We start from the raw sequence: 22,669 nt of genomic DNA on the forward strand, positions 1-22,669 counted from the left end.
TCCTTCATTTTCATATCCGCGTAGAAATGGCTATTCCTGCTCGGCCTGCTTGATGCCTTGCTCCAGTGCTTTCCATGCGAGCGTCGCACACTTGATCCGCGCTGGGAACTTGGCCACCCCGGACAAAGCTTCGATGTCCCCGAGGTCGATGGAATCGTCAATTTCCTTGCCTTGCATCAAATCAGAAAACTTGTGTGCCAGCTCGAGCGCTTCTTCCACTGGCATGCCTTTGACTGCGTCCGTCATCATCGAAGCGGAGGACATGCTGATCGAGCAGCCTTCACCGAGAAACTTGGCGTCCACCACCTTGCCCTCCTCCACTTTCAAGGAGAGCGAGATGCTGTCACCACAGGTTGGGTTATTTAGATTAACGATGAGTCCGTCGGATTCTTCCAGCTTTCCACGATTACGCGGCTTTTGGTAGTGGTCCATAATGACGCGGCGGTATAGATCATCAAGAGAAGACATTGCCGAAATACTCCTTCGTTTTCTTCAACCCTGCTACCAGCACATCTACTTCTTCTTCCGTATTATATACGTAGAAGCTTGCCCGAGCGGTAGCTGTCACATTCAGCCAACGCATCAGCGGCTGTGCGCAGTGATGGCCGGCACGAACTGCGATTCCGTAACTATCCAGAACTGTCGCCAGGTCATGCGGATGTACCGTATCTAGGTTGAATGTAATTAAACTGCTGCGGTCCTGCTGCGGGCCGTAAATTTTCAGTCCTTCGATCTCGCGCATTTGCTCCATGGCGTACGCCACCAGATGCTTTTCATGACGCTCGATATTGTCCAGACCGATTTCTTCTAAAAAGTCAATCGCTGCTCCGAGGCCAATTGCGCCAGCGATAATCGGGGTCCCGCCTTCAAACTTCCAAGGCAGCTCTTTCCACGTAGAATCGTACAAATCTACGTAGTCAATCATTTCCCCGCCAAATTCCATCGGCTCGACGCGCTCCAGCACTTCACGTTTGCCGTACAGGACACCTACGCCTGTCGGACCCGCCATCTTGTGAGCGGAAAACGAGTAAAAATCGCAATCCAAATCCTGAACGTCGATTTTTTTGTGTGGTGCACCTTGTGCCCCGTCTACAAACAGGAGAGCTCCATGCTGATGAGCAATCTGTGCGATTTCCTTGATCGGAGTAGTATCCCCGAGTACGTTGGAAATATGGTGAATGGCAACGATTTTGGTATTATCCGTGATCGTTTCCTTGACCGCTTCCAGAGTCACAGTGCCGTCCTCTGCCAGCGGAATGAACTTGAAGGTCGCTCCGGTTGCCTTGGCTGCCTGCTGCCACGGAATGAAATTGGCGTGGTGCTCCACCACAGTAGTCACAATCTCATCTCCTGGCTTCAGGGTCGTGCGAGCATAACCATACGCGATGGTATTAATAGCAGATGTCGTACCGCGTGTGAAGACGATCTCTGCTGCTTCACGCGCGTTGATGAAGGCGCGGACTTTCTCGCGCGCGCCCTCATAGCCATCTGTCGCCATGTTGCCCAAGGTGTGCACACCACGGTGCACATTGGAGTTGTACTCCCTGTAGTATTTATCCATCGCCTCAATCACCTGAATCGGCTTTTGAGAGGTTGCTCCATTGTCCAGATATACGAGCGGATGCCCGTTTACCTCTTGCTGAAGGATGGGAAAATATTTCCGAAGCTCCTTGGCGTTCATTAGCCTAACTTCCTTTCAAGCGCCTGACGGAGTTTATTCTTCACTTCTTCAACTGGAATCTCAGCTACAACTGGGTCCAGGAAGCCAAGAATAATGAGACGTTCTGCGCCCTGACGGGTAATTCCACGCGACATGAGGTAGTAGATAGACTCTTCACTGAAGCGTCCTACCGAAGCAGCATGGCCCGCTTTGACATCGTCCTCATCGATCAACAGGATCGGGTTGGCATCGCCGCGAGATTTATCGCTCAGCATCAGGATGTTTTCCGCCTGTACGCCGTTTGCTTTTTCAGCGCCTTTTTCAATTTTGGTGATACCGTTCAAAATGCTGACTGCTTCACCTGTCATAACTGCCTTGCTCACCATGTCAGACTCGGAATGCGTTCCGATGTGCTGAACTTGGGAGGTCAGGTTTTGACGCTGGGAACCTGTCCCTACTGAAATGGATTTGGTTTCTGCAATCGAAGCAGTACCTTTGAGGATGGTAGTGTTGTTGGCAACGGTATTCCCGTCGTTCATCTCACCCAAAATCCATTCCATTTTTCCATCGCGATCAACCGTAGCGCGGCGGAAGCTGTAGTCGTGAACGTCAGTAGAAAGGGAACGAACAGACGCAACCTGCACAGATGCGCCAGGGCCTACATATACTTCAACAATACTGTTAGCTACCATGTTTTTACCTTCGCCAGATACATATGTATCCACGTAGGTCACTTTGCTGTTCGCTTCTGCCACGATCAGCACATGCGGGCACAGCAGCGCGTTGTCGCCAGCGATTTCATACACAGCTTGCAGTGGTACGTCTACTTCTACGTTTTTCGGTACATAGAGGAATACTCCACCGTTGACTACCGCTGTATGCAGCGCAGTCAGCTTGTGCTCGTCGTATGCTACGACATTCAGCAAATATTTTTGAACCAGATCGCCATGCGAAACGAGAGCATCAGCAAATGTGGTGAAGATGACACCTTGTGCTTTCAGCTCTTCTGTTGCTGCGAAAAAGAGGGTAGAGGCGTTCTTTTGAACCAACAGGTTTTTCACGCTGTCAGCATCAATTTGTTCCTTTACCAGTTCGCTTAGCTCGCTTGCCGATGCTACCTTGGCAGTGGTTTGGAACGGTTCGAATTCTTGTGTGTTCCATTTATCGATTTTGGTTTTCTCCAAAGCAGGAAGCCCAAGCTCCCCAGCCGCCTTCAGGCCAGCGAGGCGCTTTTCCAGGAACCAGGCAGGCTCCTGATTAGCTTTGGAGTACTGGGTAATCGCTTCGGCGTCGAAGCGTAGCTGTACATCCACACTCATTTCACTGCTGCCTCCTTCTTCCTACACGTTGGCGTTTACGGTTTCGTCCTCGATGCCGAGCTCTTCCTTGATCCAGTCATAGCCTTCTGCCTCTAGGCGTTCAGCCAGCTCAGGACCACCGGACTTCACGATACGACCCTGCATCATTACGTGTACGAAGTCAGGCTTTACATAGTTCAGCAAACGCTGGTAGTGCGTGATGATCAAGAAGCCGCGATCCGCAGAACGCATTTCGTTGACACCATTTGCTACGATTTTCAGAGCGTCAATGTCGAGACCAGAGTCAATCTCGTCTAAGATACAAATGCTTGGTTCAAGCAACATCATTTGCAGAATTTCATTACGTTTTTTCTCGCCGCCGGAGAAGCCTTCATTCAGGTAACGGTGGGAGAAAGAATCGTCCATTTCCAGCGCGCTCATTTTCTTGTCCATCTCGCGGATGAATTTCATCAGAGAGATTTCGTTTCCTTCACCACGGCGCGCATTGATCGCGGAACGCATGAAGTCAGAGTTGGTTACACCGCTGATTTCGGATGGATACTGCATAGCGAGGAACAAACCTGCGCGTGCGCGCTCGTCTACTGCCATTTCCAACAGGTCGTCGCCGTTGATCAGCACTTCGCCTTCGGTTACCTCATATTTTGGGTGACCCATCAGCGTGGATGCCAATGTGGATTTACCGGTACCATTTGGTCCCATGATCGCGTGCACTTCGCCGCCCTTGATTTCCAGGTTCATGCCTTTGAGGATCTCTTTGTCCTCGATCTTGGCGCGAAGGTTTTTTATTTGCAAATGCGGTACTGCTGTCATCTGAATTCCCTCCATACACGTCAAAAGTGAGTTGGTAAATTCTCAATCCATTCTCAATAACTATCTTATAATAAGAATAATTATAAATCAAGGAATGAAACATATCTGTATTTTTTATATCATTATATATAGAAAGTCTGTTTTTGGTACTTACATCTTTCCTGGACGAACAGCCTGCTCCCAAACATTTTTCCCCATGTAACTTTTTGGAATACAACTTCTCCTAAAAGCTTTTTTTCACACAATTGTCTCCATAAAAATGACGCTTTCGCATCGTGAAAAGACAAAAGAACATTTTGTTGGTACTGTCTTTTCCAATCCTAACAGGAAAACGGCTAGATACTGAGTATCTAACCGCCTCGTTTATTTATCGTTCAATAATCTTATTGTACTTTCGGACCAGCTTGCGCAATTTCAGCTGCATTCGGGAATTTCTTTTGGAAATTCTCGATGAAACGGTTTGCCAGATCAGCAGCTTGCTTGTCGTACTCCTCTGTGTTTGCCCAAGTATTGCGCGGCTGCAGAACTTCTGCCGGTACGTTCGGGCAAGAAGTTGGAACTTGCACGCCAAAGGTTGCGTCTGCTACGTATTCAACATTTGCCAGCTCACCATTCAGAGCTGCCGTTACCATTGCACGGGTATAGGAGAGCTTCATACGTTTTCCTACGCCTACTGGGCCACCAGTCCAACCAGTGTTTACGAGGTACACTTGGACATCGCGCTCATCGATCTTTTTGCCCAGCATTTCAGCATAAACAACCGGATACAGCGGCAAGAATGGAGAACCGAAGCAAGTGGAGAATTCAGTTTGTGGAGCAGTTACGCCACGTTCTGTACCTGCCATTTTGCTAGTGTAGCCAGACAGGAAGTGGTACATCGCCTGTTCTTTAGTCAGCTTGGAGATTGGAGGAAGTACTCCGAACGAGTCAGCAGTCAGGAAAATGATGACATTAGGTTGACCGCTTACGCCTGGAATTACAGCTCCTGGAATCGCTTCTACTGGATAGGCTGCACGGGTATTTTCCGTGTATTTCGTGCTATCGTAATCAGCGGTGCGGGTTACTTCATCCACATCCACGTTTTCAAGAACGGTACCAAACTGGATTGCTTTCCAGATTTGTGGCTCGCCTTCTTCGGTCAGCTTCACGCATTTTGCATAGCAGCCGCCCTCGATATTGAATACGCTGTTATCAGACCAGCCATGCTCGTCATCACCGATCAAAAAGCGGTTCGGGTCAGCAGACAATGTCGTTTTTCCAGTACCGGACAACCCGAAGAACAAAGCAACATCGCCATCGCTGCCAACGTTTGCGGAGCAGTGCATCGAGAGAACATTGCGCTCTGGCAGAATCATGTTCATCACGCTAAAGATCGATTTTTTCATTTCTCCAGCGTACTCGGTTCCACCGATCAATACGGTTTTTTGTTCAAAGCTCAGCACGATGAAGGTATCGGAGTTTGTTCCATGAACTGCTGGGTCTGCTTTGAAGCTTGGTGCATAAATGACAGTAAATTCAGCTTCATGTGTGGTCAACTCTTCAGCAGACGGACGGATAAATAGTTGACGCGCAAACAAATTGTGCCAAGCGTATTCATTTACAATACGGATAGGCAGACGATAGGTCGTATCTGCACCAGCGAATCCGTCGAATACGAACAGCTCTTCTTTCGTCTGCAGAAATTCGAGCATGTCTTGTTGAAGCAGTTGGAATTTCTCAGAAGAGATCGGCTGGTTCACCGGACCCCAGTTGATTTTATCGTGTACGGAAGCTTCGTCCACCACAAATTTGTCCTTTGGCGAACGGCCAGTAAACTTGCCTGTTAGCGCATTGAGCGCCCCCTTGTCGGTCAAAATCCCTTCGCCACGCTTAACTGCCATTTCAACTAGAAGAGCCACAGGCAGGTTGTAATTAACCTTTGTACCTGCTAAAATGTCAGCAAGCTTGTGAACCGTGTTGGTTTCCATGTGTGAACGATCTCCTTCCCAGTATATATCCCTATTATGACTTTTTAACAGTATCAGATAGGATAGTCTTTGAGCACATCATCCTGATACTGCAAGAATAACCTTCCATTATCACGCGGTCGCGCATCCGTGGCAAACCTCGATTAAGGTTTTCTTATCGTCGTTCGATTTGTAATTAGTATATCACATTTAGCCAATTAAGCTACATAATTTTATAATCGCATGTGGAGAATGTGTGAATAACCTTCCGAAACTAGAAAAACGCGCTTGGATTCCTCTTACAACTAGGATGTCCAAGCGCGTTCATTGCTTTTCGCGATTCTTCAAGCGTTTATCATGTTAACATCTGGGGCGCCGCTTATTTCTTTTCGCTCCATTTCATTTCTTCCACCAGTTTCACCGTCTGCTCTACAGTCAAATCAGGGTGCTCGAGCATGACCGTGTAACGCAGTCCTTTTTCATCCCACATAATGGAGCGTATTGCTTCCATATAGCTTCCTTTTATTCCGCGAATCTGTAGTGGCTTTTCTCCGAGTAGCCCTTCACCGATTCCCTCTTTTGGCGTAGGAAATACACTCAGACTGAAATAAGGCACTTCCCCTTTTGTATAGTTGAGAGTCAGCTCATTTCTGTTTATTTCACCCTTCCACTCATTCAACTCAATTCCTGCAAGAGCCACCTCAGAGCTACTTTCCCAATAGAAAAAGGGGGCTTTCATCGCGGCTTGGGCTTCCTCCAGATTTACTTTCTTCGCCGGGTTCATATCCGATAGCGATGTTATTTTCACATCCTGCGGTAAGTCCAGAACAAATGTTTTCTCATCGAATGTAGGCGATTGGTCTATCTTGGTATATTCAAATTCAACTTTGTTTTCACCGATAGTAGAAGAGGACTTCAATACGAGCCATGTCTTCTGGTCGGCCCACAGGTCCATGTCACCAAATAGCGATCCTTTTTCTTGCATCGTCACTCTGACATGATGAACAGGCAGATTGATTACCGTGTCTTCTCCCATCACTTCAATCTTGTGCGTGTTTTTGACTTTATCCAGAATACCAATGAGCTGTTCTTTCGGAGTTCCTGCCCCCAGTTCACCGATATCTGCTGCATCTAGACGAAATGCCGTTTTCAAGGCTTCATCATACGTGATGATTTGTTTGCCGTCATTCACCGAGCTTGTCACGTTATTGCCTGATCTGATCTCCACCCGGCGCTTACCTGTCTTGGCATCATGCCACTCCATAATCGTGGATTCCCTGATTTTTTTCTCCCCTTCATATTCGTTCATGATGCCTTCTGCATAATAAGATCCCACTGCCTTGTTTCCTTCCAGCATCTTGGTCACGACATCATCTGAAGAAAAGGTTTGCGCATCCTGACAACCGCCCGTAAATAAGCTAGCTGCCAAGCTGACTGCCCCGATCCATTTATATCCTTTCATCCCTCAACATCCCTCTCTCTTCTACTTTCAGCGCACACACAAATGTCGTTCCATATGGATTGGCAGACCAGACGTGAATACTGCCATCGTGCTCATCCATAATCATTTTGGCGATACTCAATCCCAAGCCGATACTTGTGGCACCTTTTTTGGTACGAGCTGCATCCACTTGAAAAAACGGTTCAAAGATGCGCTTTTGCAGCTCATCCGGTATGCCCTCGCCCTGGTTTTGCACAATCAGGAGCAGGTCATGTTGACCGAGCTTCTCGATTTCGCTGCGAAATGAATCGAACACCCAATCAGGCACGGATTCTCGTGGAGACACAGCAGCAAGCCAGATCGAATGCCCTTCTTTGGTGTGGCCAAGTGCATTGTGAAACAAATTATCAACGAGCCTCATCAAATATCGTGCATTCACCTGAAGCTCATGGGAAACGATCACCTCGGTTTGCAACTGTACACCCTTGCCGGAGCAGAGCTCTTCATACCCGGCAAACAGCATTTCAAAAAACTCTTCTCCATCCACTTCCGTAAAGGTCGTCTCCCTGACAGAAGAGCGCAGGGCTGTATAGATCGTCAAATCATTCAAAATCTCTTTCATATAATCAATCTTTTCGAACAGAATGCTGCGGTACTCCTTTTGCTCCTTGTCCGATAGCCCTTCTTGCTCAAAAAGAGCCTCGGCATACGCCCGGATAGACGTGAGTGGTGTTTTTACATCATGCGCCAATGCTGCAACAAGGTACTCCTTCTCCTTTTGTCCTGCCAGCACTTCCTGATTAGCCAGCTCCATCTTTAGCCGCATGTCTTCAAAATGCTTGATCAGTTCCCCGATTTCATCCGTTGAGCGATGCCCCCATAGAGGGATTGGCTTATGCTCGGCAAAAGCGGTCATCCTGTCCATCAGGCGTTTCAGTGGCAGATTCAGCTTGCGGTTCAGCAACCATACAACTACTACATACAACAACAGAAAGAAAGCGATAGAAGCAGACGCAAGCCAAACAGTCCGATTTTTCACTTCTGTAAGCCATTCTTCCCTAGCCAGTGTGATCTGGTAAATTCCGATCATCCTGCCATCAGCAAACACCGGCTTTTTAATGGAGTACGTTTGACTGCTTTTGCGTAGCTCGTACAAATCTTGATAGATTTTATCAGGAGGAATTCGAATAAGCCCGAACTGCATCCCATTTTCATCAGACGTATACAACGTAATTCCGTCATAGCGATACAGCTCAATTTTTACCGACGGCTGCAGCTGTGATTGCAAAGCTTCGTAGTGGCTTCTGGGCTGTATTTGATAAAGCGATGTGTCTTGCAACGCCTTTTCGATCTCTGAAATGCGATCAGATATTTGGAAGTACTCTCGTATGTCCTGGCGCTGATCATATTTGCTTACGACGTAATACAGCCCGGAAATGGCGGCAACAGGCAGCAGCATGACGAGTAAATAGGTGGACATGAGCCAATTCTTGATTTTCATGAGATCGGTTCACCAACGAAACGGTAGCCGCTCCCCCAAACCGTCTGGATAAAACGGGAGTCACGCTTGTCGTCCTGCAGCTTCTTGCGCACGCTTTTCACATGCACGGTTACCGTTCCATTTCCTTCCAGGTCGGATTGACCCCAAATATGTTCATACAGCTCCTGCTTGGTAAACAAGCGATGAGGGTGTTCGGCAAGCAACAGCAAAAGGCCAAGCTCTTTGGGTGTTAGCGCCACTGGGATGTTGTTCAGACACACTTCCTTTTTCTCGCTGTCAATCGTAAGTCCACCTTCAAACTCATATCGACTCTGTTCATTCCTGGCTAGACCGTCCTCATTTTTGTATCGACGATAACGCCGCAGATGGGAAGTGATGCGAGCCGACAGCTCCGTCAAGCTAAATGGCTTTGTCACATAATCGTCTGCCCCTAGGTCGAGTCCCCGTACCTTTGCTTCGTCCTCATGACGCGCGCTCATGATCAGAATCGGTACATGGCTCGTCAGACGAATATGCTTGCACACCGTAAAGCCATCCATCTCCGGAAGCATCAAGTCGATCAAAACGAGGTCGTAGGACTGTGTCTGGAAGTCTTCCCAGCCTTCTGCCCCGCTGGAAGCCCACGTCACTTCGTAATCCTGTCTTCGTAAATGATCACGTACAATGCGTCCAATCTCAGGATCATCCTCTACCAGCAACACCTTTACCCCCTCGGCCATCATGCTCCCCCCTCCTGTACAGGTTTCATTATAGGTCCCCTTACACACTTCTCTTGGAACTTCATAAATTCTTTAGAAATGACAAATCTGCTTATATACACAGAAAAACCCGTCTCCACAAAAGACGGGTACTCTTCTTTTAGTCTTTTTCGATCGCATACAAAAAGGTCAGGATGTTCCGGTTTCGGGCATTGTCATACTCTTTTTCCTTTGTCATCCCGATTTTTTCGATCGCACTGCGTGAGGCATGGTGGTCAAATGGCATGGAGCGCACTTAGATCATCTGTGTCGTATGTGCGAAGCAACAGCCTCTCTGTTTCAAGTACGTTCTGCTTCATGCTCAAACGTTCTCACGATCACACGTGCCAATATTTCTACGCCTTTTACCATTGCAGAATGCTCAAACTGCATATGCGGATGGTGCAAGCCTGGCTTCAAATCACATCCGAGAGCGAGCATCGTGGCTTTGATATGCGGGCGCTCCACTGTGTAAAAATGAAAATCCTCAGCACCCGGGCTGACTGGCGCTGCTCTGAGATTTTCCTGGCCCAGCACATCAACAATCGCAAGCTCCATCAGCTTTTTGGCTTCGTCGTGCACCTCTGCAGCCACCATCCGTGAGCCTCGCTGCAGCTCAATTTCCGCTGAATAAGAAAGGGCAACTCCTTCAATGATTTGTCGCACCTTTTTCTCCAGCTCATCCATGGCCTGATTTGTCTGTGCGCGCATATCAATCGCAAAACGCGCTTTATCTGGAATGATATTGTAGCTCTCGCCGCCTGCTTGCAGCATCGTCATTTTGGCCGTCGCGGGCACCATCGGGTCAATATGCACTTGACTAATTCCTGAGATGATAGCACCAGCTACCTCAATTGCGTTGACTCCTAGATGAGGTCTGGCACCGTGCGCGGAAATACCAGTAACTTCTCCATATAAAAACATGGCTGCCCCGTTGTAGATAGCAGGTCCTGCCGTCCCTTGCAGCATTTCCTGAATCGGGCGAACGTGAACACCATATAAATAATCGACGTTATCGACGGCTCCTTTTTCCACCAGCTTGAGAGCTCCTGTTCCTTTTTCTTCTGCTGGCTGGAACAAGATTTTCAATGTTCCTGGCGGCTGATAGCCAGATTGGACCAAAGCCTCTACAGCTTCGACGATCATCGTCATATGTGCATCATGACCACAGGAGTGATTGGCACGCCATTCTCCGTCTACCTCCTGCCACAGTGCGTCAATATCTGTACGCAATCCTACGACAGGACCTCCCTCTCCCCACTCCGCAACCAACCCGGTACAATCATCAAACGTGGTTACACGCAGTCCCAAGCTGCGCATCCTCTCTACCAAATAGCTAGTAGTCTGGATTTCCTTCCAGCTAATTTCGGGATTGGCATGCAAATGACTGAATGTTTCAGCAATCTGTTGCTCACGAGTATGTATCGTTTGTTTCAAAGAGAAAGCAGTGGACATGACGCTACCCCCCAAATCACTCTTTTTTCCTATTATAGCATAGTACTGCTACAAGCCACTGTTTACTTGCAGGTAAGTCGCAATATTGCATCTAGTTTTAACTGATCGCGCAATGGACCCACGATCCGAACCTGTTCTCTGGCAAAGACGTATACCAGCTCATCCCCGCCAAACAGCATCTGCATCTGGCGCTCGTCGCCCCGGACAATTAAATCCGCCGATTGCTCCTCTGTCCATGCTCCGCAGGTGGCTCCCCCCTTGGAGAACGTCAGGTGCCAGCGTGTCTTTGTATCCTCCGTGACAATGCCAATCCGTCGTTCCCATCCTGTCATCATTAAATGCAAATGTGTTTTTTTCTGGAGCCTGTTTGCGACTTCTGTAAGCAGCCTTCCCATTCCGACCAAGTTCGTCCACCCCTCTCTCCCAAAAGGGTTCGTTTTTGCTCGGGTCGAATCCTTTGGCGAGTAGTAAGAACCCCTGTCGTCTCCTGTCAGGGGAGAACTCTTTTTCTCGACACGTTTTCCCATGGGCGCTTTTTGCTGTTGTTCGTGGCTTCAGTGGTGGGGAGGAAACAGGAGAATCCGATGCGTTCAAAAAAAGAAAGAGCATCCGCCTCAACGGGCAGATGCCTTTCATTTCTACTGCTATTCTTATTCGTCAAACTCGTCTTTATCTAACCGTACCTCCAAATGATGTCCATCCGGGGTCTCAAAGTATAGATTATAGCTGGTTGGTTGCGTGATAGGTCCGCGATAACAGATATTCTCTGCTTCCAGCTTATCCACCAGATAGTCCAATTCCGCACGACTCGTTACGGAAAAAGCGAGGTGGTCTACCTGACCGACTCCACCCTTGCCTTCCTCACCGCCATGTGGATGAAGACCAATCCGTGTGTATGTGCCAATTTGAAAGTAGACAGGCGCTCCTTCCACCATGTTCTCTTCCGGGATGGGAACTTCCAAAATGTCTTTAAAAAAACGAGCTACCTTCACGACATCGCTACAATTCAATGCGATATGGTGAACGCCTTTCAAATGAAACATTCACACTGCCTCCCACGTCAACTCTGGTCATGCGCTTTTCTGCGACATTTGCTTTCGTTTATTGTACTGCTTCAGCCTCTCGCTTAAACGTCTCAAACGAATCATGAGCGCTTCTCGCCATTCATCGTCCCCCAGCTCCTTGGCTACTCGCAGCAAATCAAGCGAAACGTCGATCTGTTGCTTTAGTACATCGGCGAAGCTGGCTGCCTCATCCGTCATTGTACAATTCTCAAACAACTCCGATGTATTGTCAACACTCACAAAGTCGGCAAAATCAACTTCAGGAGCTTGATCTCCTTGTGCATATTCTACTAAAATTTCGTACTCTCCCTCAATACCGGGATGGACCTCAATTCTGTCACATACAGGACAAAACATGATGGGGACATTGTGAACAAGTGTTTTATAATGACGGACTGACCCTACGGAACCAACCATTCCAGCACCACAACAAAAACTCATTTAGTCTCCCTCCTTCTTCGCCAAACAACCGCTTTTGTCTCGGCGACACTCTGTCTGTATTCGCATTGTAGCCCATTATCCATCTAACTCTCTACCCGCAAATGATACCAGTAGGTTATTGGTAACAAGATTTTGTCAATTTGTCTTCCTATTGTACTCGAATTTACTTGTGCCCGGCAATGTTTTCTGATTAGTTTGAAATTTTTCCTACATTTTCCTAAAGGGATATAAAAAAGTTTTATGAATGCCGATATAGGGAATAGTTAGTCATCTACTTACACTAAAAAGGAGCTAGTTTATGTATCGGTTTAAAAGCTTGCGTGCACGTACACTTACGATCACATTGCCAGTCATTATTCTTACTCTGCTTCTGGTCATGAGTATTGCATTTTTATTCTCAGTTTCCCTGCTGAACAAGGAATTAAGTGACAAAATGAACTTCCAGCTCGACTTGCTCAGTGACAAGGTAGAAGGCCAACTAGAGGAACATAGCAAAGTAACCGAGAGCATGGCTCGCTTTATCGAAATGACACCTATTACTTATTCGTTGGAACAGCTGGATTCCCTGCTTACCAAAACCGTGCTTATTAACGAAACCTCCGTGGGTATGGGTATTTTCATGGAACCGTACGCATTTGATCCGAATAAGCAATACGTCGCCACCTATGGAACAAAGGAAGACGGCAAGGTACGCATCACCTACGATTACAGCACCGCTTCCTACAACTACCCGAATCAAGATTGGTACAAGGTCGGGATCGGAACCAAAAACAAAACAGATTATTCGGAGCCGTATTTTGACGATGTTTCAGGAGTTTCGATGATGACTGTCGTCGCACCTTTTTACACGGCGGACAAAAAGCTGCTAGGTGTAGCTACAGACGATATTACGCTAACGGACATACAAAAAACGGTTTCAGGAACAAAAGTCGGTGAAACAGGCTGGGCGTTTTTGCTGGATAAATCCGGACAGTACTTGTCCCATCCTGAATCAGAAAAGCTCATGCACAAAACGATTCAAACCGAGGAAAATACATCCTTTGCGGAAGCTGGAGCAGCTTTGCTTGCAGAACAAGAAGGGATAAAGACCTTTACCGCAGATAACGGCGTCAATCGCATTTATTTTCAAAAAATCCCGCAAACCAATTGGACACTTGCTCTCGTCATGCCTGAGGATGAGTTCAATGCTCCGCTTAGCGCCCTGTTCTACCAGCTTTGTGCTGTGAGTTTGTTTGGACTGTTGATTTTGATCGCTGTCATTTATTTCTTCAGTAAATATTTGACGAAACAAATCGACCGTGCAAATCAGCTATCACATGCTCTTTCCAATGGAGACTTCACTGCTTCCATGGATATCAAGACCGTGGATGAGATGGGCGTCATGGCAAATCGCTTCAACGCAATGACAACCACCCTTCGCGAGACGCTGGGTCAAGTCAGCTACAGTGCTCAGCAGGTAGCAGCCACTTCCGAGCAGCTAATGGCAAGTGCCGAACAAACCAGCAGAGCTACCGAGCAAATCGCCCAATCTGTTCAGGAAATTGCCTACGGTACCGAACAACAGGTGGAAGCGACTAACCAGGGAAGCGATGTCATCACAGAAATCGCTCAGCATATTTCCGTCATGGAAAAAGGCATCGAGGAAGTCAGCAGCTCTACGGCTGAGACAAATCGTCAAGCCGCTGAGGGCAATCAGATGGCTGTGAAAACAGTTGAACATATGAATGTTATCCACGCGCAAATGAATCAGACCGCAGGCATCGTCAATGCATTGGGACGCCGCTCTGAGGAAATTGGGCAAATGATCTCCCTGATTACGACGATTGCAGCCCAAACCAATCTCTTGGCGCTGAATGCAGCGATCGAGGCAGCACGTGCAGGAGAACAAGGACGTGGCTTCGCTGTCGTCGCTGACGAGGTCCGCAAGCTGGCTGAACAATCCAGCTCCGCAGCCGAACAGGTAAGCACCATTGTTGCAGATATTCAACGCGATACAGAATCAGCGATTAGCGCCATGACTCATGGATCGACCATTCTTGGTGAAGGAATCTCACTCGTACAGTCTACCGGGACAGCTTTTGAACAAATTACAGGCTCTGCTGCCCAATTGTTCGATCGCACCGAGGAGGTCTCTGCGGAAATGCGTCAAATCAGTCAGCAAATGCAGACGATCGTTACTGCGATAAACAACATTTCTCAGGTAGCCGAGCAATCTTCAAGTAATTCGCAGACCGTTGCCGCCGCAGCGGAAGAGCAAAACGCGTCCATGCAGGAAATTTCCGCAGCTGCGACCATGCTCGCAAAAATGGCAGAAGAGATGAACGATGCCATCCGCACATTTAAGCTGAGCTAAGCTCTCATGCAAAGAGCAATCCATATCTTAAGATTTAGAAGTGGGAGTATTTTTTCGGGGAATGTTAAACTGGCAAGACAGCTTCAAGGGATAACGACTCATCCGCACAAAAAAAGCCGTGGCTTGATCGCCCGGCTTTTCGCTTTGTTTCCTATTCTTTTACCATCGCTTCGTATTTGTCTGCATCCATCAGCTTATCCAGCTCAGCTGCGTCGGACAATTCCACGACGATCATCCATGCTTGCTCGTACGGCGAGGAGTTCACCAGTTCTGGAGCATCTTCCAGGTTGCCGTTCACTTCCAGTACTGTGCCAGTTACAGGAGCGTACAGTTCAGAAACGGTTTTAACCGATTCTACGCTGCCAAATGGCTCATCCGCCTGAATGGTTGCCCCTACTTCAGGCAACTCAACAAACACGATGTCACCCAGCTCTGATTGAGCAAAAGCAGTGATTCCGATGTAAGCTTTGTTTCCTTCTACTCGCACCCACTCATGCTCTTCACTGTAACGTAGGTTTTTTGGGAATTCCATCGTTTACATTTCCTCCTATCAGGTACAATCCATTACACATACATAATTAGACGAACATTCTAGGATTCCTCTTCGATCCCCAAAATTCTAAACAGACGTTTTTTCACGAGGTTTAGACCCTTCTCGCCTGCCTGGAAATGGCGAAGCTGAAGGTTTTCATCAAAGAGGTAAAAGGCAGGGACGTATTCGTTCTGGAAAGCATCCACTGTCTTCATATCATTATCAATGGCGATCGGGTGTGTCAGGTTGTGCTCGGCAATCGTTTGCTTGATCGTTTCGATGTCCGTATCTTTTTCAGAACGAGGCATGTGAATACCGATTACTTTTAATCCGTTTGCTGCATATTTGTCACGCCATTCGTTGATGCTCGGCATGGACTCCTTGCACATGTAGCAGCTTACAGACCAAAAGTGTACCAAAACCGGGCTACCAGCCAATTCTGCTTTGGTCACCTGTCCATTCACCCATTCGGTAATCCCAGGGAAATCAGGCAATTCTTCGCGCAAACGCATGGATAGGTCAACCCCTTTTCTTTATTTTAGCTTAGGTTAAAAAAAAGGGCCTAACAGCTAAATGTTAGACCCTTCTATTTCCTTGCGTACGTGCAAGTAATTACTTAGCAGACAGTTGAGCTTGTCCTGGGCGCCAGTTAGCTGGGCACAGTCCGCCGGATTGCAGAGCTTGCAACACGCGCAGTGTCTCGTCTGTAGAACGACCTACGTTCAGGTCAGTAACTACTTGATATTTCAGAACGCCTTCTGGATCGATGATGAACAGACCGCGGTAAGCTTGTCCGCCTTCTTCATCCAGTACGCCGTAGTCACGAGCAGTAGTTTTCAGGAAGTCAGCAGCCAATGGGTAGTTCAGGCCACCCAAACCGTTTTGGTCGCGTGGAGTGTTGATCCAAGCGCGGTGGGAGTGAACGGAGTCAGTAGATACACCCAGTACTTCTGCATCCAGATCAGCGAAGTCTTCGATTGCATCGCTCATAGCGATGATTTCGGTTGGGCAAACGAAAGTGAAGTCCAGTGGATAGAAGAACAGTACCAGCCATTTGCCACGGTAGTCGGACAGGGAAACCTTTCCGAATTCTTTACCGTTACCCAGTGCTGTTTCCATTGTAAAGTCTGGAGCTGGAAGCCCGATTAGACGTTGTGCCATTATGTAAAACCTCCTTAGGAATATGTTCTTGCCTACATGTCCCATGATATCAAAGTATTCACTTTATAGTCAATACAATGTAGGAATCATTTCAACCTGTAATTGTTTTTCAATTAGAGAGGATATTAGCTTTTTGGTCAGCCATTTTCACCCAAAAAATAGATTAACCGATTTGCAGGCAATCTATTCTACTCTTTGCAAAAGAATGCCCGAGTCGGCAATCGCTGCCGCTGCCTGCTTCAGTATTTCCGGTGTCTGGACCAGGGCGATGCGCACGTAGCCCTCCCCTTCATCTCCGAAAGCACTGCCCGGAATCACGACGACTCCCGCTTGCTCCAAAAGCGCAAAGGCAAACTCACGCGAGGTCCAGCCCTGTGGCACAGGCGCCCAGACAAACATCGTTGCCTTTGGCGGTGGAATCACCCATCCGGCATTGGCCAAGGCAGCCAAGAGCACGTCGCGGCGCTCCTGATAAATGGGACCAACCATATTTTGTCCAACGGATTCACGGTCTTGCTTCAGGGCAGCAATCGCCATTCGCTGGACGGGTAAAAATACTCCATAGTCCACGTTCGACTTTACTACTGCCAGTGGCTTAATAATCTCGGCATTGCCCACTACATAAGCAATCCGGCATCCAGCCATGTTGAAGCTTTTGGAGAAGGAATTAAATTCAATTCCGACATCCTTGGCACCAGGGGCTTGCAAAAAGCTAGGCGGCTTGTAGCCATCAAAAGCCATTTCGGAGTATGCCAAATCATGGACGACGATGACGTCATGCCGCTTGGCAAATGCCACGACCTTTTCGAAAAAGGATACGGTCGCAACAGCCGAAACCGGATTATTTGGATAGTTGAGGATCATGAATTTCGCCCGTTTGGCTACGTCTTCCGGAATCTGTTCCAGATCAGGCAAAAAGTCATTTTCTGCCCGCAGCGGCATCCGATAGGGAACCGCTCCTGCCAGATGGACGCTTCCCTCGTAAATTGGATAGCCAGGATCGGGCACGAGTACCAAATCGCCCGGGTCTGTCCATGCCAACGCGAAATGCGCCAGCCCGTCCTGTGAGCCCATCAATGAGTGTACCTCATGGTCAGGCTCCAGCTCGACATCAAAACGATACTGATACCACCGCGCTACCTCCGCACGGAAATCCGCCGTCCCTTCACTGAGCGCATAGCCAAACGCCCCAGGATGCACCACAGCCTCCAGAAGTGTATCCAAAAGGCTCTGCTCTGGTGGCTGATCAGGGCTTCCAATACTTAAATCGTAGACGGTACGCTTCTGAGCCACTTCGCGTTTACGGGCTGCCATCTCCGAAAAAATAGCAGCTGACAACTTATCCAGACGTTTGGAAGGTTGGCGGCTCATCATCATTTGCCACCCCAGGCTTTTTCCAGCTCCTCTGGTTTAAAGCCGAGCGTAACGGTGTTATCGCTTGCCAGTAGTGGACGCTTGATCAGCTTGCCGTTTGAGGAAAGCAGCTCCAGCATTTCATCCTCGGTCATGTTTGGCAGCTTGTCCTTTAGGCCGAGCTCTTTATACTGCACACCGCTCACATTAAAAAATTTGCGCAGATCCAACCCGCTTGTTTTCCAGATCGTGCGTAGCTCTTCCTTGGAAGGCGGGGCATCGACAATCGCAATTTCCTCAAAGCTGATATTTTGCTCGGTCAGCCATTTTTTTGCTTTGCGGCAAGTATCACATTTGTTGTACAAATAGGCCTTCATCGTTTCATTCCTCGCTTTTCATCACGTCATTGTACTTATGTCTATTGTAAAAGAAGAAAATCTACTCGACAACGAAAACGGTTTTGCGAAACGTCACGTCGGGCGAGCCTTCGAATGGCACTTCCATTAGGATGTAATCGTTCATTAGGTCAGGATCTGCTCCTGTTCCGTACTCAAGCGCCTGATAGTCCACGTACAATTCTTCAACCCACACACGTACGCTTTCCAGCTCTACCGAGTCGCTTTCGCTATTCGAAGTTTTGATCAAGACATACGTTTTCCCTTCTTTTCGCATCCATTCGCTTTTCCATTCTGGGATTGCCAATAAGCTTTTTGCCCATGTTCGTACTTCTTCATCTGCCTCATCCAATTTCAAAAGGTGATAAAGCTCGGCTTCATTTGGTTTTTCGATCCCGGACAGCGTGTTGGAGCCTTCCACGGTCCAGATTTGATCATGGGTGTACCTTTTTTTCATGCTGATTTCGTAAAGGTCGTTGTCAGTTGTGACAACCAGCAAGCGGCGAGGATTGAGAGTAGACCCTACTGTTTGAAAGCTTTCCATTTCTTTTTTCAATTCCTGCTCAAAAAATCGTCTAAGCACCTGCTTATAATCCCGGTTTTGCGAATCCTGCTGCAATGCTGTCAATTGTTCGTCACTGTACGTATAGCCTGTTCCCTTGTCGTCTGTCCATTCGAATGCCTTCGCAAAACCATCCCGGTCTGGATCAAGCTTGGGCTTGTTGATCTGCTCATTGGTTGGGACGGCAGCCAACACTGGTGTCTCCTTCTGTTTTACAGATGCTTCGACTACTGCCAGCACTTTTTGAAGATTCAAAACCTTCTGTTGCAGCTTGGCTACCTCCCCCTCTTTTTGCAACGTCCCTAAATAGAATCCTCCGCCCACCAAGGACAAAAATAGCAGCGCTACGACAACAGAGAGTCCCCAAATTCGCACGCATCCTTCTCCCTTTCCTTATTATATGGAAATTGTTTGCCGTGTAATAAAAAAACGACAGCCATCTCCTACTCTCTGGCTGTCGTTCACTTATGCTTTACATTGTTTTATGTGATTGTTTTTCCAGTCTCGTTAGCAATGAATCAGGCTCTATTGCCTCAGCACCAGTCGTGCTACTTTATGCAGAATGGGTCGCTTTGATCTCGACTTGATAGCCTGCGTGCTTTCTCGTCTGAAAAACGCCGTTTTCAAAGATCAAGTACTGAGCCTTTACGCCAATCAAACGGCCACCCAGCTGTTCTTCCTTGTCTAGAGACTTTGAATTGATTTTATCCAATGACTCCAAAATTGGATACGTAATATCTACCCATTCATCTTCGCGGTATTGAAATGCTTTGAATTCCTCCGGGAAGTGGCCATATACTTCGTCACGCATGGCAATCAGGTCGATTTCTTTGACATCGCCCTTGAGCATTTTGCGCCAGTTTGTTTTGTCGGGTAAGAACTGGCTCAGATGAAATTCCAGCTCTCCTGCCATGCGACGGGTCGGGACTTCTGCAATCGGAATGGCGCGAATCGCTCCTTGATCTACCCAACGCTTCAATTGATTATGCTTGCGTGTCAAACCAACCTTCATATCACTGGAAACTGCCAGATAGACATAGTGGGGAATCATGCAATACTTCTCGCCAAAGCTTTCATCCCGGCAAGTCCCCAAATCAAAATGACATTCGTGCGGCTTGACGATGCACAAATCATTTTCCGGCAGCTTGGTAAAACAAGGGTAGCAGTACCCGCTATTAAATGTTTTGTTCGTTTTGCGGCCGCAGGCGATACAGTTCTTTTCGCCCAGATAGGAAATGCTTAGTTCACTGCCCAGCCACTCATTTAGCGGCATGCGCTCCTCACCGATCTGCAAATAATAGTCGACCGGCTTGTCCTTCCCGTGATACTCGTGGGTAAGTCCATGTAATATACCGCGGAGTTCCACTTAAATTCTCTCCTCTCCTATGTACGGTCCCTTCATTTTATCATATCAATCTCCATCACTGACCTCTGTTTTCTTTTGGTAGCATGTTTTCCCTACCGGGGGGTGAACCTATAGCTATACCTAGATGGAAGGAGGCGAAGGTTATGCGTCGCGGCGTCCTCTGCGCCTTATTCATCGCCTGCCTTCTTGGCTGTGCCATTTTACCCGCTGGAGCTAGTCCTCTTCTTCCGACCTATGAGCCGATCCACCGCATTGATACGAAAAAGAAAGTAGTCGCACTCACGTTTGATGACGGGCCAGATGCCTTTTACACCCCCAAAATTTTAGAGGTGCTTCATCGAAACAAGGTACAAGCTACTTTTTTTGTACTCGGATCACAAGTGGACAAGCATCCCAAGGTGATGCAGTGGATTTACAAAGCAGGTCATGAAATCGGCAATCACGGTTACTATCATCATGACCTGAACAAGCTGACGGAGCATGAGGTATACGAGGACATCAAGCTCGGGGAACGCTCCATTCTCAAAACGACTGGCATCCTCGCCCAATATTACCGTCCCCCTGGCGGTGTGATGACACATGATGTGATGAATGCTGTTCAATCGAGTGGCTACGACGTGATTCATTGGTCAATCGATCCCCGCGACTGGTCGTTGGCCCGAACAGCATCCGTCATCGCCAAAAGCGTGAAAAGCTCGGTTTCATCAGGCGACATTATTTTGTTTCATGATGGCGGACTCAATCAGAGGCAAACGGTAGCCGCTCTGCAAGAGCTGATCACTGATTTACGCTCCCAAGGCTATCGCTTTGTTACAGTGAGCCAGCTGCTGGATTCCGCCAAGTAGACAACATGAAGTAGGGCACCTGAGGCTTGTCCACGAACGATGCCTTTGGTGCCCTCACACTTCATTTGGCCTGTATACTTCTATTTATTCGGCTCTGAATCCCACTTCAGGAGAGCTTCGGTTCCGTTGAACATCTTTTTTTCTTTTCGCAAAAAGTAGACATCCTCATCTGGATAGTACGCTACGTCTCTCTCGACTTTTGTGCCAACATCGAGAATCTCCAGTACTTCATCGCCCGTATTGATTAATTGGTGAGCAATGTTTTTTCCCGCAGGCTTGGCTACAAAGCTTCCTTTTGTGACAGGGTACTCTTCACCATTCAAACGCAGAATACCTGAACCCGCCAAAATCATAAAAAACTCTTCTTGCAGCGAGTGTGTGTGATATTTGGTGCTTTTCGCTCCAGGCTGCACCCTATCGATATTTGCATAGAGCTTTTCACTGCCCGCCGCGTCCCCTAAGTAAAGGGTTGCCATGCTCTTGTCCTCTTCGACGAAATCTGCTGGAACCTGATTCAAATGAAGTGGTTTTGGATCTTTCATTTATGCCAGCACCCTTCCCAAAAAGGATCGCAATCTTTCATTTTTTGTATCAGAAAAAATGTCCGCAGGTTTTCCTTCTTCCATAATGACACCCTGATCCATGAAGATTACCCGATCTCCCACCTCTTTGGCAAAGCCCATCTCGTGCGTGACGACGATCATGGTCATGCCTTCCTGCGCCAAATTTTTCATAACTGTCAGCACTTCTCCGACCAGCTCCGGGTCTAGTGCAGATGTCGGCTCGTCAAATAGCATGACCTTTGGATTCATCGCCAGTGCACGTGCGATCGCAACCCGCTGCATTTGCCCGCCTGACAGCTTCTCTGGGTACACATCTGCTTTGTCTTCGAGACCTACCTTTTTCAGCAGAGCTAAGCCTTGCTGACGGGCTTGATCCTGTGGCATTTTGCGTACTTTGATGGGAGCGAGCATGACGTTTTCGATTACCGTTTTATGTGGAAAGAGGTTGAATCGCTGAAATACCATCCCTACGTCTTCACGTACCTTGTTGATGTCGATCTTGGGATCGGATAAATCGTTTCCATTAATGACAACTCGTCCGCTGGTCATCTCCTCCAGCTGATTGAGACAGCGCAGGAAGGTGCTTTTTCCCGAGCCAGATGGTCCGATGACACAGACGACTTCTCGCTCTGCGATTTGGGTGGTAATTCCTTTTAGTACTTGGAGTTCTCCGTAATTTTTTTTCAAGTCCGTCACTTGGATGATCAAGGACGTTCCCCCTTTATTCGAAGTTTTCGGTTTCGATTGTTCTTATAGTGTACCGTAATATTCGGTAAATTGCATGAATTATCAGTCGTTAATAAAAAGCATGTTCGTCGGGCGATAGTGAAGGAGAGGAAACCGGAGAAAATGCTCCAGCTTCTTGGGTCACTTTCACGGGTCATGCCTGTCCGCCTTCATTGCAAAAGCGAAACCGCGTCCAAAGTAGAGGTTCGAAGGGGCTTCTCAGAGGTGGACGCTTAAAGGCGTGTTTCGCTTTTTCCATTACGGCTTGGCAGGTGCCCCAAAGAGCTTCGCCTTTTCTCCGGTTTCCTCTCACTATCTTTTTGGTTTTGTTCGGGGGTCTCCAAAACCAAAAAGATAGTAAAGTTCGCCGTGCTTGTTTGAGAAGGTTGTTCACTGCTTAAGATAGAATGGTTCCATACGTTCAGAGCTAAATTCCGCT

At 47.8% G+C, this 22,669-nt stretch carries 24 protein-coding genes; 2 read left to right on the forward strand and 22 right to left on the reverse strand.

Going from position 1 to position 22,669, the window contains the following annotated elements; all coding sequences use genetic code 11:
• Positions 1-30 precede the first annotated feature (30 nt).
• The 13 genes from sufU to SB752_RS02220 form a co-directional block, all read right to left on the reverse strand.
• Positions 31-468 carry a Fe-S cluster assembly sulfur transfer protein SufU gene (gene sufU, locus SB752_RS02160; protein WP_410714098.1) on the reverse strand — a complete coding sequence of 146 codons (438 nt, stop codon included), beginning with the start codon at positions 466-468 and terminating at the stop codon, positions 31-33.
• Positions 455-1,681, reverse strand: a complete 1,227-nt coding sequence (locus tag SB752_RS02165; RefSeq protein ID WP_410714099.1) for a cysteine desulfurase — start codon at positions 1,679-1,681, stop codon at positions 455-457. Before SB752_RS02165 ends, sufU begins: the two co-directional genes overlap by 14 nt.
• Positions 1,681-2,979, reverse strand: coding sequence for a Fe-S cluster assembly protein SufD (gene sufD, locus SB752_RS02170; RefSeq protein ID WP_410714100.1), 1,299 nt, complete (start codon positions 2,977-2,979; stop codon positions 1,681-1,683). The genes SB752_RS02165 and sufD overlap by 1 nt, the downstream gene beginning before the upstream one ends.
• A 21-nt stretch (positions 2,980-3,000) precedes the next feature.
• Positions 3,001-3,789, reverse strand: a complete 789-nt coding sequence (gene sufC, locus SB752_RS02175) for a Fe-S cluster assembly ATPase SufC (protein WP_410714101.1) — start codon at positions 3,787-3,789, stop codon at positions 3,001-3,003.
• A 383-nt stretch (positions 3,790-4,172) separates the two neighbouring features.
• Complete coding sequence (gene pckA, locus SB752_RS02180) at positions 4,173-5,756, reverse strand: phosphoenolpyruvate carboxykinase (ATP) (protein WP_410714102.1); 1,584 nt, start codon at positions 5,754-5,756, stop codon at positions 4,173-4,175.
• Between the two features lie 358 nt (positions 5,757-6,114).
• The gene (locus tag SB752_RS02185; RefSeq protein WP_410714103.1) at positions 6,115-7,197 is read right to left on the reverse strand and encodes a LolA family protein; all 1,083 of its coding nucleotides are present in this window, start codon (positions 7,195-7,197) and stop codon (positions 6,115-6,117) included.
• Positions 7,184-8,677 carry a HAMP domain-containing sensor histidine kinase gene (locus tag SB752_RS02190; protein WP_410714104.1) on the reverse strand — a complete coding sequence of 498 codons (1,494 nt, stop codon included), beginning with the start codon at positions 8,675-8,677 and terminating at the stop codon, positions 7,184-7,186. The genes SB752_RS02185 and SB752_RS02190 overlap by 14 nt, the downstream gene beginning before the upstream one ends.
• On the reverse strand, positions 8,674-9,396 hold the full coding sequence (locus SB752_RS02195; protein WP_410714264.1) for a response regulator transcription factor: 723 nt from the start codon (positions 9,394-9,396) through the stop codon (positions 8,674-8,676). The genes SB752_RS02190 and SB752_RS02195 overlap by 4 nt, the downstream gene beginning before the upstream one ends.
• A 139-nt stretch (positions 9,397-9,535) precedes the next feature.
• On the reverse strand, positions 9,536-9,670 hold the full coding sequence (locus tag SB752_RS02200; protein WP_410714105.1) for a hypothetical protein: 135 nt from the start codon (positions 9,668-9,670) through the stop codon (positions 9,536-9,538).
• A gap of 44 nt (positions 9,671-9,714) precedes the next feature.
• Complete coding sequence (locus tag SB752_RS02205; protein ID WP_410714106.1) at positions 9,715-10,869, reverse strand: M20 peptidase aminoacylase family protein; 1,155 nt, start codon at positions 10,867-10,869, stop codon at positions 9,715-9,717.
• Between the two features lie 62 nt (positions 10,870-10,931).
• Positions 10,932-11,264, reverse strand: a complete 333-nt coding sequence (locus tag SB752_RS02210) for an SCP2 sterol-binding domain-containing protein (protein WP_410714265.1) — start codon at positions 11,262-11,264, stop codon at positions 10,932-10,934.
• Between the two features lie 255 nt (positions 11,265-11,519).
• Positions 11,520-11,912: a VOC family protein gene (locus SB752_RS02215; protein WP_049741732.1), complete on the reverse strand. Its 393-nt coding sequence runs from the start codon at positions 11,910-11,912 to the stop codon at positions 11,520-11,522.
• 27 nt (positions 11,913-11,939) lie between these two features.
• A complete protein-coding gene (locus SB752_RS02220) occupies positions 11,940-12,374 on the reverse strand; it encodes a hypothetical protein (RefSeq protein ID WP_049741733.1) in 435 nt (144 codons plus the stop codon).
• Between the two features lie 298 nt (positions 12,375-12,672).
• Here SB752_RS02220 and SB752_RS02225 point away from each other — a divergent pair, with 298 nt between their 5' ends.
• Positions 12,673-14,727 (forward strand): methyl-accepting chemotaxis protein, encoded by a 2,055-nt coding sequence (locus tag SB752_RS02225; protein WP_410714107.1) that lies wholly within the window; start codon positions 12,673-12,675, stop codon positions 14,725-14,727.
• A 151-nt stretch (positions 14,728-14,878) separates the two neighbouring features.
• Here SB752_RS02225 and gcvH read toward each other — a convergent pair whose 3' ends face one another.
• The 7 genes from gcvH to SB752_RS02260 all read right to left on the reverse strand — a co-directional run bounded on the left by gcvH (position 14,879) and on the right by SB752_RS02260 (position 20,096).
• Positions 14,879-15,259, reverse strand: coding sequence for a glycine cleavage system protein GcvH (gene gcvH / locus SB752_RS02230; protein WP_103104198.1), 381 nt, complete (start codon positions 15,257-15,259; stop codon positions 14,879-14,881).
• 59 nt (positions 15,260-15,318) lie between these two features.
• Complete coding sequence (locus tag SB752_RS02235) at positions 15,319-15,771, reverse strand: redoxin domain-containing protein (protein ID WP_410714108.1); 453 nt, start codon at positions 15,769-15,771, stop codon at positions 15,319-15,321.
• A gap of 100 nt (positions 15,772-15,871) precedes the next feature.
• Complete coding sequence (locus SB752_RS02240) at positions 15,872-16,420, reverse strand: peroxiredoxin (RefSeq protein ID WP_103104196.1); 549 nt, start codon at positions 16,418-16,420, stop codon at positions 15,872-15,874.
• Between the two features lie 183 nt (positions 16,421-16,603).
• Positions 16,604-17,791 (reverse strand): aminotransferase class I/II-fold pyridoxal phosphate-dependent enzyme, encoded by a 1,188-nt coding sequence (locus tag SB752_RS02245; RefSeq protein WP_410714109.1) that lies wholly within the window; start codon positions 17,789-17,791, stop codon positions 16,604-16,606.
• 2 nt (positions 17,792-17,793) lie between these two features.
• Positions 17,794-18,150: an arsenate reductase family protein gene (locus SB752_RS02250; RefSeq protein ID WP_410714110.1), complete on the reverse strand. Its 357-nt coding sequence runs from the start codon at positions 18,148-18,150 to the stop codon at positions 17,794-17,796.
• 61 nt (positions 18,151-18,211) lie between these two features.
• Positions 18,212-19,105 (reverse strand): hypothetical protein, encoded by an 894-nt coding sequence (locus SB752_RS02255; RefSeq protein ID WP_410714111.1) that lies wholly within the window; start codon positions 19,103-19,105, stop codon positions 18,212-18,214.
• Between the two features lie 178 nt (positions 19,106-19,283).
• The gene (locus tag SB752_RS02260) at positions 19,284-20,096 is read right to left on the reverse strand and encodes a DUF2797 domain-containing protein (protein WP_410714112.1); all 813 of its coding nucleotides are present in this window, start codon (positions 20,094-20,096) and stop codon (positions 19,284-19,286) included.
• 143 nt (positions 20,097-20,239) lie between these two features.
• On the opposite strand from SB752_RS02260, the gene SB752_RS02265 reads away from it, so the two are divergent.
• Entirely contained in the window at positions 20,240-20,941 is a 702-nt protein-coding gene (locus tag SB752_RS02265; RefSeq protein WP_410714113.1) for a polysaccharide deacetylase family protein, read from the forward strand.
• Positions 20,942-21,021: 80 nt separating this feature from the next.
• Here SB752_RS02265 and SB752_RS02270 read toward each other — a convergent pair whose 3' ends face one another.
• A complete protein-coding gene (locus SB752_RS02270; RefSeq protein ID WP_410714114.1) occupies positions 21,022-21,483 on the reverse strand; it encodes a cupin domain-containing protein in 462 nt (153 codons plus the stop codon).
• Positions 21,484-22,212, reverse strand: a complete 729-nt coding sequence (locus tag SB752_RS02275) for an amino acid ABC transporter ATP-binding protein (RefSeq protein ID WP_410714115.1) — start codon at positions 22,210-22,212, stop codon at positions 21,484-21,486. It abuts the gene before it with no gap.
• Positions 22,213-22,669 lie beyond the last annotated feature (457 nt).

The organism is Brevibacillus sp. SIMBA_040, assembly GCF_046535075.1.
Classification (GTDB): domain Bacteria; phylum Bacillota; class Bacilli; order Brevibacillales; family Brevibacillaceae; genus Brevibacillus.